Annotated in this window: 11 protein-coding genes; all 11 read right to left on the bottom strand. The window is 33.3% G+C overall.

The features are described from left to right. Positions 1–24: 24 nt before the first annotated feature. Entirely contained in the window at positions 25–3198 is a 3174-nt protein-coding gene (carB, locus tag HMPREF2576_RS02990) for a carbamoyl-phosphate synthase large subunit (RefSeq protein WP_001830088.1), read from the bottom strand. After that, entirely contained in the window at positions 3191–4291 is a 1101-nt protein-coding gene (locus HMPREF2576_RS02995) for a carbamoyl phosphate synthase small subunit (RefSeq protein ID WP_001830071.1), read from the bottom strand. The genes carB and HMPREF2576_RS02995 overlap by 8 nt, the downstream gene beginning before the upstream one ends. After that, positions 4292–5569, bottom strand: coding sequence for a dihydroorotase (locus HMPREF2576_RS03000; protein WP_001830129.1), 1278 nt, complete (start codon positions 5567–5569; stop codon positions 4292–4294). 17 nt (positions 5570–5586) lie between these two features. Beyond that, complete coding sequence (locus HMPREF2576_RS03005; protein ID WP_001830068.1) at positions 5587–6468, bottom strand: aspartate carbamoyltransferase catalytic subunit; 882 nt, start codon at positions 6466–6468, stop codon at positions 5587–5589. Positions 6469–6493: 25 nt separating this feature from the next. After that, on the bottom strand, positions 6494–7801 hold the full coding sequence (locus HMPREF2576_RS03010) for a uracil-xanthine permease family protein (protein WP_001830174.1): 1308 nt from the start codon (positions 7799–7801) through the stop codon (positions 6494–6496). Positions 7802–8033: 232 nt separating this feature from the next. Further along, the gene (pyrR, locus tag HMPREF2576_RS03015; RefSeq protein WP_001830167.1) at positions 8034–8561 is read right to left on the bottom strand and encodes a bifunctional pyr operon transcriptional regulator/uracil phosphoribosyltransferase PyrR; all 528 of its coding nucleotides are present in this window, start codon (positions 8559–8561) and stop codon (positions 8034–8036) included. A 302-nt stretch (positions 8562–8863) separates the two neighbouring features. Further along, on the bottom strand, positions 8864–9781 hold the full coding sequence (locus HMPREF2576_RS03020) for an RluA family pseudouridine synthase (protein WP_001830176.1): 918 nt from the start codon (positions 9779–9781) through the stop codon (positions 8864–8866). 2 nt (positions 9782–9783) lie between these two features. Beyond that, positions 9784–10269, bottom strand: a complete 486-nt coding sequence (gene lspA, locus HMPREF2576_RS03025; RefSeq protein ID WP_002494957.1) for a signal peptidase II — start codon at positions 10267–10269, stop codon at positions 9784–9786. 88 nt (positions 10270–10357) lie between these two features. Then, on the bottom strand, positions 10358–10828 hold the full coding sequence (locus HMPREF2576_RS03030) for a CHAP domain-containing protein (protein ID WP_001830084.1): 471 nt from the start codon (positions 10826–10828) through the stop codon (positions 10358–10360). 4 nt (positions 10829–10832) lie between these two features. Next, on the bottom strand, positions 10833–11630 hold the full coding sequence (locus tag HMPREF2576_RS03035; RefSeq protein ID WP_001830106.1) for a VOC family protein: 798 nt from the start codon (positions 11628–11630) through the stop codon (positions 10833–10835). Positions 11631–12392: 762 nt separating this feature from the next. After that, entirely contained in the window at positions 12393–15143 is a 2751-nt protein-coding gene (ileS, locus tag HMPREF2576_RS03040; RefSeq protein ID WP_001830138.1) for an isoleucine--tRNA ligase, read from the bottom strand. Positions 15144–15345: the final 202 nt, after the last annotated feature.

A 15345-nucleotide genomic window follows, 5' to 3' on the forward strand; every position in this document is an offset into this window, starting at 1 on the left:
TCCTTTTAACTTCTATCATAAAGATTATACATTTCTCATAGTAAACGTCATGCTTTCAATGACATTTGTTAAAGCACTGGCAGTATCCAGTGATGTTAAACAAGGTACACCATTTTCAACTGTTGTACGTCGAATTTGGAATCCATCTCGTTCGATTTCTTTTCCTTTTGTCATAGTATTAATGACAATTTGCACTTCTCCATTTTGAATTCGTGTCAGTAAATCATCCTCGCCACCGATTTTACCTACGACCTCAACTGGAATATTATGATCTTTTAACTTTTGTGCTGTTCCACGAGTAGCCAATATTTTGTAGCCTATTTCATTTAATCGATGTGCAATCTTGACTATTTCATCTTTATCTTTATCACTTACAGTCATCAATACTGTACCATGATCTTTCACTTCAAATCCGCTACCAGTGAGACCTTTGTATAGCGCTTTTTCAAGTGTTAGGTCTTTACCCATAACTTCACCTGTAGACTTCATCTCTGGTCCAAGCGTTATATCTACATTTTTTAATTTATTAAAACTAAATACGGGCGCTTTAACATATACGCCTTCAGAGTATGGTTGGATACCTTGTTTGAACCCAATTTCGGCAAGCGTTTCACCCATAATTGCACGCATCGCTAATTGTGCCATTTGAATATCAGTAATCTTACTTAAGAATGGTACCGTACGGCTTGAACGCGGATTAACTTCTAACACATAAACACCGTCGTGAGCTATGACAAATTGAATGTTAATAAGACCTTTAATATTTAAACCTTTTGCCAATTTAATTGTGTAGTCTTCGAGTGTATTAATTTCGTCTTGAGTCAGTGTTTGTGGTGGATAAACTGCAATAGAATCTCCACTGTGAACACCTGCACGCTCTATATGTTCCATAATTCCTGGAATCACGACAGTCTCACCATCTGAAATAGCATCCACTTCTATCTCTTTTCCTGTTAAATAGCGGTCTACCAATACAGGATGTTCTGGACTTGCTTTAACAGCTTGAGTCATATAATTTTCAAGTTCTTGATCATTATCTACAATCTCCATTGCACGGCCACCAAGCACGTATGAAGGACGAACTACAACTGGATAGCCTATTTCTCTTGCATTTTCAAGAGCTTCTTTAGGTGATGTAGCAGTTTTACCTTGTGGCTGGGGTACAGCTATTTCACGTAATAACGCTTCAAATTCCTTTCTATCCTCAGCTCGATTTAAATCTTCTAATGATGTTCCGAGAATTTTAACACCATGTTGTGCTAACTTATCAGCTAAGTTTATTGCTGTTTGACCACCAAATTGTACTACAACACCTTTAGGTTGTTCTAAGTTAATGATATTCATAACATCTTCTTCTGTTAGTGGTTCAAAATATAATTTGTCAGAAATTGAAAAGTCAGTAGATACAGTCTCCGGATTATTATTCACAATAATAGCTTCGTAACCAGCATTTTGAATAGCCCATACTGCATGTACAGTTGCATAATCAAATTCTACCCCTTGGCCAATTCTAATTGGTCCTGAACCTAGTACTAGAATTTTCTCTTTATCAGTTACTATAGATTCATTTTCATATTCATACGTACCATAATAGTATGGCGTTGTGGATTCAAATTCAGCTGCACATGTATCAACCATTTTATAAACTGGTTTAATATTTTGACTCATACGTAGTTGATATATGTCTTTTTCTTCCTTATCCCATCGATGAGCAATCACTTTATCACTAAAACCATAATCTTTAGCGTATTTTAAATACTCTAAATCACCTTGATGATTTTTAAGTTCATGCTCAATATCAATAATGTTTTGGAACTTATTTAGGAAGAAATAGTCAATTTTTGTCATATTATGAAGTTCTTCAAGAGATGTTCCTCTACGAATTGCTTCTCCGATAAAGAACAATCTTTCATCATCTTGATGTCCAATACGCTCTTTAATGTAATCTAATTCATAACTTTCTCCATTTGATAAACCTAAATGATGAACACCATATTCAAGTGAACGAATGGCTTTCAGTAAAGATTCTTCATATGTACGACCGATTGCCATGACTTCGCCTGTCGCTTTCATTTGAGTTCCAAGTTCACGTTCACCTTTTTCGAATTTATCAAATGGGAAACGTGGAATTTTAGAAATAACATAGTCTAAAGTTGGTTCAAATGCAGCATATGAAGTTCCTGTGATAGGGTTAAGCATTTCATCTAATGTTAAACCTACGGCAATCTTAGCAGCTAATTTTGCAATAGGATAACCCGTCGCTTTTGAAGCTAATGCTGATGAACGAGACACACGTGGGTTGACCTCAATGATGTAATAATTCAATGAATGTGGGTCAAGCGCGAGTTGCACATTACATCCACCTTCAATACCTAAAGCACGAATTACTTTTAAAGATACGTCTCGTAGCATTTGATATTCTACATCTGACAGTGTTTGACTCGGTGCAACAACGATTGAATCTCCAGTATGAATGCCTACAGGATCTATGTTCTCCATATTACATACTACGATTGCGTTATCATTTTTATCACGCATAACTTCATATTCGATTTCTTTATAACCTGCGATTGATTTTTCTATTAAACATTGTGTAGCAGGGCTATAGTGTAAACCATTACTAACAACTTCTTTTAATTCAGCATCATTATGGCAAATACCACCGCCAGTACCTCCCATCGTAAATGCAGGACGTACAATTAACGGGTATCCAACTTGTTCTTTAAATTCAAATGCTTGTTCTACTGTATTAACAATATCGCTTTCTGGTACAGGTACATTTAAATCATTCATTAATGTTCTAAACATTTCACGATCTTCGGCTTGTTGAATAGACTCTAGCTCTGTGCCTAACAACTTTACATTATTAGCTTCTAACACACCACTATCATGAAGTTGAATCGCCATGTTCAACCCAGTTTGACCACCTAAAGTAGGTAATAATGCATCTGGTTGTTCTTTTCTAATAATACGAGCAATAAAATCGTGCGTTAATGGTTCTATGTAGACTTTATCGGCAATTTCTTTATCTGTCATTATTGTTGCAGGATTAGAATTAACTAAAATAACTCTGTAGCCTTCTTCTTTTAATGCTAGACAAGCTTGTGTTCCTGCATAGTCAAATTCTGCAGCTTGTCCAATAATAATTGGGCCTGAACCGACTACTAAAATTGTCTTAATATCATCTCTTTTAGGCATTGATTTGACGCTCCTTTTCTTTGAAATCCTTCATCATTGCTATGAACTCATCAAATAAGTAATTAGAATCACTTGGACCTGGTCTTGCTTCAGGATGATATTGGACTGAAAACGCTGGAAGTTCTTTATGTCTTAGTCCTTCAACAGTACCATCGTTTAAAGCAATGTGTGTAACTTCAAGGTCAGTATTTTTTAGCGAGTCACAATCAATAGAATAGCCGTGATTTTGGCTCGTGATATCTATTTTACCTGTTCTTAAATCTTTAACGGGATGGTTCGCACCACGATGTCCAAATTTCATTTTGAATGAAGTTGCGCCTTGTGATAATGCAAAAAGTTGATGACCAAGGCAGATACCAAAGAATGGTATCTTTCCTAATATGCCTCTGATCATATCTAAAGCAACGTCAACTTCGTCTGGATCACCAGGTCCGTTTGATAGCATGACACCATCTGGAGACATGCCTAAAATCTCTTCAGCTGACGTATCATATGGTACAACTGTGACGTTGCAACCACGTAAATTTAATTCACGAACGATATTTTGCTTTTTACCAAAGTCGAGTAAAACGACGCTTAAATCGGAACCTGTTGATACATATGGTGTTTTTGTAGAAACCGTTTGAACTTCATCTCTAGGTAATTCAGCAGTTTTCAACTGTTCAACAAGTTCCTGAATGTTATCTTTATTATCTGTAAATCCAGCTCTTAAAACACCATAATTTCTAATTTTACGAGTAATACTTCTAGTATCTACCCCCGATATACCAGGAATATGATATTGAGCAAGTGTTTCGTGTAAAGTTTTTTGGTGTCTAAAGTTACTAGGGTGTGTACTTGCTTCCTTTACTACTACCCCATTTAATTTAGGTGTTAATGATTCAAAATCATCGCGATTAATACCATAGTTTCCAATTAGTGGGTACGTAAAAGTTATGATTTGACCTGTGTAAGACGGGTCAGAGATTGTTTCTTGGTACCCCGTCATAGCAGTGTTGAATACAATTTCGCCTATAGATAAGTCATCTGACCCTAAGCGATATCCTTCGTAATAAGAGCCATCTTCCAGTACAAGATAACGTTTTTCAAGCATCTACTTTTCCTCCTCGAATACTACTTCACCTTTAAGCATTGTTAGTGTTGGATTTCCATAAACTTTTTCACCAATAAATGGAGTGTTATCAGCTTTAGATAAGAAATCTTCACTTTTGATTTCTTTTTCAGTATTAAGATCAATTATTGTTAAATCAGCGTAACTATCTTTGTGTAATTTTCCATAATTTAAGTTGAAAATAGTAGCTGGTTTAATAGTGAAATAATCAACTAATTGTTGCAGTGACCAATTACCTCGTCTTACAAAGTGTGTATAAAGTAATGGGAATGCTGTTTCACTACCTACGATGCCGAAAGGTGCTTTTGTCATAGGTTGTGCTTTTTCTTCTTTAGCGTGAGGTGCATGATCCGTTGCAATACAATCAATTGTTCCATCTAATAAGCCTTCTAAAAGTGCTTCTCTATCTTCATTACTTCTTAATGGTGGATTCATTTTGTAGTTTGAATCATCGCCAGGAACATCATTTTCAGTTAATAATAAATGATGTGGTGTAACTTCTGCTGTTACATGGATACCAGCTTTTTTAGCGTCTCTGATTACTCGAACACTTTCCTTAGTTGAAACATGACACACATGATAGTGACAACCAGTTGCTTCAGCCAATAATACATCTCTAGCAATTTGTACAGATTCAGCAATATTTGGAATACCAGGTATGCCTAATTCTTCACTACGTTTACCTTTATGCATTGCACCACCATAGATTAAGCTATTATCTTCACAGTGTGCGACAATCGGTTTTTTAACTTTTGCAGCTTGCTTCATAGCAGCATACATCATACTTGCTGTTTGAACTCCCACACCATCGTCAGTAAATGCAAACACACCTTCTAGTGCTAATTTTTCAAAATCAACAAGTTCAGTACCTGCTTGTCTCTTAGTAATAGCAGCATAAGGCAACACCCTAACTTGTGCTGTTTCAGAAATTCGTTGTCTTAATTCTCTAACATGTTCAACTGTATCTGGTACAGGTCTTGTATTAGGCATAGGACATACTGTAGTAAAACCACCTCTTGCAGCGGCTTTTGTACCACTTTCAATTGTTTCTTTATGTTCACCACCTGGTTCACGTAGGTGCACATGAACATCTACAAAACCGGGAGCAATTAAATTTCCTTTTGCATCAATAACTTCAATATTTGAAGATGAAGCATTAATTTTACTACTAATTTGTTTAATACGTTTACCGTCGATTAAAATTTCTGTGTCTTTTAGGATACCGTTTTTTAAGATTTTTCCGTTTTTAATTAATTTCATGTAGAATTAACCCCTTTCTATTGTAAAAGCGCACTTATTACTGCCATTCTTAAATACATTCCATTTTCCATCTGCTTAAATATTCGAGACTTAGGTGCTTCAACTAGCTCGCTTTTAATTTCAACACCTCTATTTACAGGAGCTGGATGCATTACAATGGCTTCCTCTTTTAATTTATCATATCTAGCCTGTGTTAAACCAAATTGTTGATGATATTCTTCAGCAGCAAAGTTAGCTTCACCTGAAATTCCATGTCTTTCATGTTGAACTCTAAGCAACATAACAATATCTACTTTATCAATGACTTCATCAATTTCAACATAAGGCGCCTCTAATGTATTATCTACCCATTCTTTTGGACTTGAGAACATTACGTTGGCACCTAATGATGTTAAACTATGATAATTACTTCTTGCGACACGAGAATTTTTAATGTCCCCACATATTAGAATATTCAAACCTTCAAACGAACCATATTCTTCATATATTGTCATTATGTCTAATAAACTCTGAGTAGGATGTTGTCCACTTCCATCACCTGCATTAGCAATTGGAATATTTAATTGATCCAGTTCTTCGTAATAAGAATTTTGGGAGTGACGTATGACAAGTAAATCAACACCTATACTTTCAAGTGTTTTACATGTGTCATAAAGTGACTCACCCTTTTTTACAGATGATGTACTTGTTTCAAAATTAATAAGTTTTAATCCTAATTTTTGTTCTGCCATCTCAAAGCTACACTTTGTTCGCGTTGAATTTTCGAAGAATAAGTTTGATACGTATTGACCGTTAAATTGAGGTAATGGTCGCTCACCAGATTTGAATTGGCAAGCGATAGTAATTAAATCATAAATTTCTGAATTAGATAAATGCTCCATTGATAATAAGTGTTCCATAAAGCGCCTCCTATAGAAATAAAGCTTAATTTATTTGGTTTTTATCTTTTGGCAAAATTAAATTTAATATTATTCCTGAAAGTGCTGATAATGCCATTCCTTCAATTTGTAAATTGATACCTATGCCTTTTAAATTGATAAGAAGATTACCAATCCCGACAACAAGCACAACTGATGCTATAACCAAGTTGCGATTGCTTGCGAAATCTACTTGACTTTCAACAAGCATTCTTAAACCACTAGCTGCTATAATACCGAATAATAAAATTGAGACACCACCCATCACTGGCGTAGGTATTGAAGATATTAAAGCAGTGAACTTACCAATAAATGCAAGAATGATAGCTATAACTGCCGCACCACCAATAACGTAAATACTATATATTTTGGTGATCGCTAGTACACCTATATTTTCACCATAAGTTGTACTAGGAGGACCTCCTATCATACTTGCAAACATAGTTGAAACACCATCACCAATGATTGATTTATCTAAACCTGGATTTTCAAAGAAATTGCGTCCTACTATTTTATTAATTACCATTTGATGACCAATATGTTCACTTACCGTCACAAACACCACGGGTATCATCACGAGAATGAGTCCTAAATGAAAAGATGGTGTGTAATCTTTAAATGGTAGATAAATATGAGGAAAATCTATCCATTTCGCTTGTGCTATTGGAGCAAATTTAACTATGCCCATGAAAATGGATACAATATATCCCACTATAATACCTATAAGTACAGGTATTAGTGATAAAAATCCTTTGAAGAATCCTTGGACGATGATGGTTACTGCTAATGTAATCAAAGCAACAATTAAGTAACTTAAGTTATACCCTTTCATTTCAGCAGAATTTTCGAACATGGCCATGTTTACTGCTGTAGGAGCTAAACTTAACCCAATGACCATTATTACTGGTCCGACAACTACTGGTGGTAACAAGTGCATTAACCAATGTGTTCCACTCAATTTAATGAAAATACCTATAATCACGTACATTAATCCACTCATAAATAATGCAACCAGCATATCTCCAAGACTATGTGTACTTAACCCTGTAATGATAGGTGTAATAAAGGCAAAACTCGATCCTAGGTAGGCAGGAATTTTCGCTTTTGTGATTAATATGTATAAAAGTGTACCAATACCTGATGCCAACAAAGCTGCTGATATAGGCAGATGTGTTAAAAATGGTACAAGTACAGTTGATCCAAACATTGCAAATAAATGTTGAAGACTCAGAAATGCCCATTGTGCTGGTTTTGGTTTATCTTTTACATCAAGAACTGGCTGAACGGTACGCTCAAACATTTGCTCATTTTCCATGTTGATTCATTTCCTTTCATAAAAAAAGTCTCTTTACAATCAGTAGAATGTAAAGAGACTAAAATGAAATATATCTAAGTGTAATGTTAAGTTAAACTTTTATCATCACATTTATCAATGAAGCTTCTATTGGATATTTATAGTTTACATAATCTTTTTATAGTCATATGTAGATTTATCCATAAGAAACACTTCACCTTTTTCAGTCTCTCGTACTGTTTTAAAAGGATAATTATTCAATGACGACTGCATTTCTATCGTCAATTTCTTCTAAATAAACTGAAACAGATTCATCTCGTGCTGTAGGTATATTTTTTCCTACAAAATCTGCGCGTATAGGGAGTTCACGATGACCACGATCCACAAGTGCTGCAAGCCCTATTTTAATAGGTCTTGTATGTAATAAAATCGCATCTAATGAGGCTCTTACTGTACGTCCGGTATACAAAACATCGTCAATGATAACAACCACTTTGTTATTAATATCTACATTAATATCAAAAGCGTATTGATCAGCTTGTTGCACTACCTTATCAACGTCATCTCGAAAATGCGTGATATCGATAGTACCTGTTGGTACTAATTGTTGTTCAATTGAATTTATTTTATCTTGTATACGATGTGCTAAAAAAGCACCTCTTGTTTTAATGCCTAATAGAACTAAATCTTTAGTTCCCTTGTTATATTCTAGAATTTCATGAGCAATTCGTGTAATTGTACGTTGTATCGCTGCCTCATCTAAAATAATTCGTTCAGACATTGTTTCACCTCTTTTAATATAAAAAAACTCATATCTTTAATAAAGATATGAGACAAAAAGTTAAAGAGAATAATCTATATTCTCTATTATATTCACATTCTTAAGTTATAAACACAGCAAAAGTATTAGTAACTTAATCATCAAAATATTATTATCCTAATTATTCATATCTTCGGAGCCTCTCTGGACCCTCAATTAAAGATGACGTTTTTATATTTAAACTGTTATTAGTTTAAAACTTTTAATAGTATAAGTCAATGGCAAAGTTAGTATTTATAATTAAAAATCGATGCCTCATTCGTTTATGCATCTCTACGTCTTATATCATCTAGTAACTTTTCAAAATCGTTAGGTAATGTTGCATGCTTCTCAATGTATTCATGTGTTACAGGATGTTCGAAACCAATTATACCAGCATGTAAAGCTTGTCCATCGATATCTAACGTTTTTTTAGGTCCATACTTCGGATCCCCTACAAGAGGATAACCAATATATTTCATATGTACACGAATTTGATGTGTACGCCCTGTTTCTAATTGACATTCTATCAATGTATAATCTTTAAAATGCTCTAATACATTAAAGTGTGTCACAGCTTCTTTACCGTCATCAACCACAGCCATCGATTGTCTATCGTTTTTATTTCGACCAATTGGTGCGTCAATAGTGCCATAATCATGAGGGATATTACCATGAACTAACGCCGTGTATTTTCGTTTAACAGTTTTAGACATAAGTTGTTCAACTAAATGACGATGAGCAACATCATTTTTAGCAACCATTAATAAACCAGACGTATCTTTATCTATTCTATGAACTATGCCGGGACGTATTTCGCCATTGATTCCTGATAAATCTTTAATTTGATACATTAATCCATTTACTAATGTTCCACTATAATGGCCTGGAGATGGATGTACAACCATACCTTTTGGTTTATATACAACAGCAACGTCTTCGTCTTCATAATAAATATCTAAATTTAAGTTTTCAGGTTTTATATCTGCCTCTACGACTTCTTTCTCGGTTACAACAATTTTGTCATTTAACTTGACCTTATAGTTCGATTTAATTACTTTACCATTTACCTTGACTAAACCTTCTTTAATCCAATCTTGAAGTTGACTACGTGACCAATCTTTATTTAAATCTGAAACAAGTTTATCTATACGTTGTCCAACTTGTGATTGTTCGATAATATTAAAATTATAATTTTCCAAAACTAGACCTCCTTCTTATTTATGATTGCATCTTTAATGAGTGCGATGATTACGAATATAACTCCAATTGTTAAGCTTGAATCCGCAATATTAAAGATAGGAAAATCGTATCCGAATATATTTGTATCAATAAAATCCACAACTTCGCCATGTAATACGCGATCAATAAAATTTCCTAAAGCTCCAGCAAATAATAGGCTTATTGCAACTTGCATAAACAAATTAAATTGTGCTTCTTTAATATAAAAAATAACTAAAACGATTAAAATAATGATAGTAATAATATAGAAAAATAGCATTTTACCACTCAAAATCCCCCATGCTGCACCGTTGTTTCTATGGGATGTAATATTTAAAAAGTTAGGGATAATTTCATATGAATCTCCAACCTTCATTGAGATTGTAATAAGCCATTTAGAAACTTGATCGAAAACTAATACAATGATTGTCATAAGTAAAGAGATGCTAATATAGTATTTCTTTTTCAAAGAAGTGCCTCCATTCTTTTTAATGTCATCTAAAGCAACACTTAACATTATATCCTAGAACGTAATTTTGAAAAAGATATCTTGTCTATTATGTTTTTATCTTTTGCGGATGAATATAATAATAATTTTTAATATCATAGGTATGAATTGTGCGTTTTGTGATTTCATAAGGTTGTGTATAGTTCATTTCTGAAACTTGCATAGAACCATCTTCATTTATTGTTTCTATATATGCAACATGACCGTATTTCCCTTTAGAAGATTGTAATATTGATCCTTTTTTAGGGTTACGGTCAACAATGTATCCATCATCAATTGCTTTTTTATCCCAATGCTTGGCGTCGCTCCAAGTATTGTTTATCTTATTTCCATCATTTTTAACACGTTCAAAGACGTAATATGTACACTGCCCCTTTTTATATGTATTGATTTTCATAGGATGATGTGACGTAAAACGACTTTGACCATGTTTCGCATCTTGAATCATAAACTCGTCAATGAGTGCTGCTATTGTCAAGATAACAGTAACAACAAACATGACTATGATTGCTTTTTTCATATCATCACACTTCTTTTATTCTATTAAATCTAAAATAAATACCATCAGGTCCTTTAAGATTTTTATGTGTTGTTTTTGGATAGTGAAAATCTATCATAGCTAAACCATAGGTATGTTCATTATCTACTCGTTTTGTCGCAGATAACCACTGATTAACAGCCAAATGATTATAATACTCGTTTGAAGATAAAAATAGAGAATAATCGTCCATATATGCTGATTCTTCTAGTCCAAAATAATTTAAATAATATGATTTAACATCAGAAATTCGAATGGACTTAATATGTAATGAACCTAATTTAGTTTCATCTGGTATGCCCTGCCATTGAGTATGAGAGACGTTTTGCAGTAATCGAGGTACATTAATTGGAGCAATATCCATTCTAATTCTGCCTTCTTTCTCATCAATCCATGATTCTGTCTCACGATCGACATAAAACTTTATAGCATTGCCCTCTGGATCCTCAATAAATAAACATGTTGCAACACTTTGTTGTCCACCGTTCACTGGTACTTCAAAATCACTTAAATGTACGAGTAAATCAGCTAATGTAGTCAAAGTAGGCAACAATATACCAATATGGAAAAGACCTGCTTCAGACATTAACGGTTCTCGTCCATTCTGTATTTCAATAAAAGTAATAAATTGATTTGAATCGCCAACTTCAAATTGTACAGCAGTTTCAGATTCATTGATAAGATTAAATCCTAAAACATTCTCATAAAATGTTTTAATTGTTTCTTTATCTTTAATATTGATAGTTACACCATTTACAAAATTTGCATTTTTGTTATGAAACATCTTATTTTCCTTTCAATGATTACTTTTCTTTTAAATAATTAAATGATTACTTTGTTGAAAGTGTATGTTTATCTTTTTAAGCGCAGTAATAAAAAATATATACTTGTTTCTTCTTTTAATCTTTCTCTTTTTTTCACTCACATAATAAAGATAAATGAAAATCTAAATGCTATCTAAATTTAGTAACAACGTTTATTAAAAAACATATGCCTATATTTTATTAAAAATTAAATATTTTTGTCCAAGACGTTTGATTATGAATTGTATCTATACAAAAATTCAATAGATTTAGATAAAATTATTATATTGATGCTTTTATTATTAAAGCCTAATGAATTCAATCAGTAATGTGAATAAATACTATACTACACTATCCAACACTTTGTATTTTATATATTATGACTAAAAATTAAATTGAACTCAAATGATTGATTTATACCTTATTAATATTGTTATCATTTTATACTTGAAGATTCAATACAATCACTGTGCTTATAATGAGAAAAATATTCTATGACATAAAAATGTAATGAATATGAATTTACGAAACTTGTTCAATTTTATTAAAAACCAAACATTAAATATAGAAATCTGCTTTATCAAATTACCTTTAAAAAGTTAGTGAAATTTCTTTATTTGAAATCTTATAACTTCACAAAAATAAGCCCAAAATGAAATTCATTTTGGGCTTTCTTATTGTATTTAATCAATAATTTAAAATTTATTTTCTTGAAATACATGCTCACATGTAAAAACTTTTTATTATACTAAAGTTTTTACTACTTCTTGACATCGTGGGCATAAATGTTCAAGTTCACCTACTGAACCTAATTCTTCTGTATAGTTCCAGCATCTTTCACATTTTTCACCTTCAGCATGTTTAATATGGATATCTCCATATTGATAGGATACACCATCATTTACTTTATCTTTAACTTCAACTTGTGAAACGATGAATAATTGTTGTAAGTCATTAAATTGTTGTAAGAATTCCGCTGTATTAAATGTTTCATTGTTTCCAATAACCACTTTAGCTTCTAATGACTTACCAATTACTTTTTCATTACGTGCTTGTTCTAATGCACGGTTAACATCATCACGTAAATTCATAAATGTATTCCATTTTTCTAACAATTCTTCATCTACATCAACAACTTTAGGCATATCTGAAAGGTGTACACTTTCTTCTTTTACATGAGGCGTATGAGACCAAACTTCTTCAGCTGTATGCACTAAAATTGGTGCTAGTAATTTTGTCATGTCAATAAGTATTTGATATAAAACGGTTTGCATGCTACGACGTTTATGAGAATCTTTTTTCTCAATATAAAGTATATCTTTACCGTAATCTAAATAGAAGTTACTTAGTTCAACATTGATAAAGTTTTGAACTTCTTGATAAATATTCAAATAATCAAAATTTTCATAGTTATTAATCGTACTCGCTGTGAATTCACGTAAACGATTTAACAAATAGCGATCTACTTCAAGTAAATTTGTTTCAGCAATACTATCCGTTTCAGGGTTGAAATCGTTAATATTACCTAACATAAATCTTAAAGTATTTCGAATTTTTCGATATACATCAGACGTTTGTTTAAGAATTTCATCGGAAATACGCACATCAGAAAGGTAATCAGTACTACTTACCCATAAACGTGCAATATCTGCGCCTTTTTGTTTAACAACTTGATCAGGAACTATAACATTACCTAATGACTTACTCATCTTCTTACCTTCACCGTCCATGACAAAGCCATGTGATAACAAGAATTTATACGGCGCTTGACCACGAGTGGCTACAGCAGTTGTAATTGAAGAGTTGAACCAACCGCGATACTGATCACTACCCTCAAAATAGAGGTCTGCTGGGAATGAAAGTTCAGGTCTCGTTTCTAATACACCACGGTGTGATGAACCAGAATCAAACCAAACGTCCATAATATCAGTTTCTTTAGTAAATTCACCGTTAGGGCTTCCAGGATGACTAAATCCTTCAGGAAGTAATTCTTTAGCTTCTTTTTCAAACCAAATATTTGAACCGTATTTTTCAAATAAATCTGCAACGTGATTTACTGTCTCTTTAGTCATAATGATGTCGCCATTTTCAGCATAAAATACCGGTAAAGGAACGCCCCATACACGTTGACGAGAAATTACCCATTCGCCACGATCGCGAATCATATTGTAAATTCGTGTTTTACCCCAGTCTACTTTAAAGTTCGTGTCTTCAATTGCATCAAGAATATCCTGTCTTACTTTATTAATGGAAGCAAACCATTGTGGTGTAGCTCTAAAGATAACAGGTTTTTTCGTACGCCAATCATGAGGATAACTATGTGTAATAAAGTCAAGTTTAAGTAGTGCGTCTTTTTCTTTTAAAAGATCAGTCACAGCTTTGTTTGCTTTGTCGTAGAACATTCCTTCAAATGGTCCACCTTCTTCAGTGAATACACCTTTATCATTTAAAGGACTAATTACTGGTAAATCATATTTTTGACCTACAATATAGTCATCTTCCCCGTGACCGGGAGCTGTATGAACACATCCCGTACCAGCGTCTGTCGTAACATGTTCACCGTTAATTACTAATGATACACGATCTAGGAATGGATGTTGTGCCTCTACAAATTCCAGTTCTTTACCTGTGAATTCTTTCTCTAATTGTATAGAATCTTTATCCCAACCTAATGCTTCTGCTACTGCTTCTGATAATGCTTGGGCAACAATGTATTTATGTCCATTAACATTATACTGACCGTAGTTTAGCTCTGGATGAACTGTAATTGCCACATTTGATGGAATTGTCCATGGTGTAGTTGTCCAAATAATAAATTGGGCATCAGAATCAACTTTACCTTTACTGTCTTTGACGTCAAAAGCAACGTAAATTGATGCAGAACGTTTGTCATGATATTCTATCTCAGCTTCTGCAAGTGATGATTCACTTGAAGGTGACCAATACACAGGTTTTTTCCCTTTATAAATCAAACCTTTGTCTGCCATTTCTCCAAATAATCTTATTTGTGCGGCTTCATATTCAGGTGTTAATGTAATGTAAGGATTATTAAAATCACCACGTACACCAAGGCGCTTAAAATCTTTCTTTTGAATGTCAATTTGTTTTAATGCAAATTCTTTACATTTCTCTCTAAATTCTGCAACTGACATTTTTTTGCGATCAACGCCTTTTTTAGTTAAAGCCTGTTCAATTGGTAAACCATGAGTATCCCAACCTGGCACATACGGTGCATAAAAGCCTTGCATTGTTTTATAACGAACAATAAAATCCTTTATGATTTTATTTAATGCATGTCCCATATGTAAATTACCATTAGCATATGGTGGTCCGTCATGCAAAATGAATGATGGATTATTTTTATTTTTTTCTAACGCTTTGCGATATTGCTCATCATTATCCCACATTTCTTGAATTTGTGGTTCTTTATTCGGTAAGCCACCTCTCATAGGAAAATCAGTTTTCGGCATTAATAGGGTATCTTTGTAATTCATTAAATTCACTCCTTGTAATGATAAAAAAGAACTCTAAGTTCAATTAAAAGGGACGGTTAATCCGCGGTACCACCCTACTTAACTCAACTTAGAGTTCTCTTAAGAATATTTATAAAATTGAAAAAGCCAGTGATATAAGAAACAAACAATATGCTAGGCTCACACCAATCCTAACTCGCTGTACTATGTTCACTGTTTCTTA

Source organism: Staphylococcus sp. HMSC063F05, assembly GCF_001837075.1.
GTDB lineage: Bacteria > Bacillota > Bacilli > Staphylococcales > Staphylococcaceae > Staphylococcus > Staphylococcus epidermidis.

Bases quoted from the DNA above. Each gene is read 5' to 3' on its own strand.
- carB (WP_001830088.1), bottom strand. From the start codon at position 3,198: ATGCCTAAAAGAGATGATATTAAGACAATTTTAGTAGTCGGTTCAGGC.
- HMPREF2576_RS02995 (WP_001830071.1), bottom strand. From the start codon at position 4,291: ATGCTTGAAAAACGTTATCTTGTACTGGAAGATGGCTCTTATTACGAA.
- HMPREF2576_RS03000 (WP_001830129.1), bottom strand. From the start codon at position 5,569: ATGAAATTAATTAAAAACGGAAAAATCTTAAAAAACGGTATCCTAAAA.
- HMPREF2576_RS03005 (WP_001830068.1), bottom strand. From the start codon at position 6,468: ATGGAACACTTATTATCAATGGAGCATTTATCTAATTCAGAAATTTAT.
- HMPREF2576_RS03010 (WP_001830174.1), bottom strand. From the start codon at position 7,801: ATGGAAAATGAGCAAATGTTTGAGCGTACCGTTCAGCCAGTTCTTGAT.
- pyrR (WP_001830167.1), bottom strand. From the start codon at position 8,561: ATGTCTGAACGAATTATTTTAGATGAGGCAGCGATACAACGTACAATT.
- HMPREF2576_RS03030 (WP_001830084.1), bottom strand. From the start codon at position 10,828: ATGAAAAAAGCAATCATAGTCATGTTTGTTGTTACTGTTATCTTGACA.
- HMPREF2576_RS03035 (WP_001830106.1), bottom strand. From the start codon at position 11,630: ATGTTTCATAACAAAAATGCAAATTTTGTAAATGGTGTAACTATCAAT.
- ileS (WP_001830138.1), bottom strand. From the start codon at position 15,143: ATGAATTACAAAGATACCCTATTAATGCCGAAAACTGATTTTCCTATG.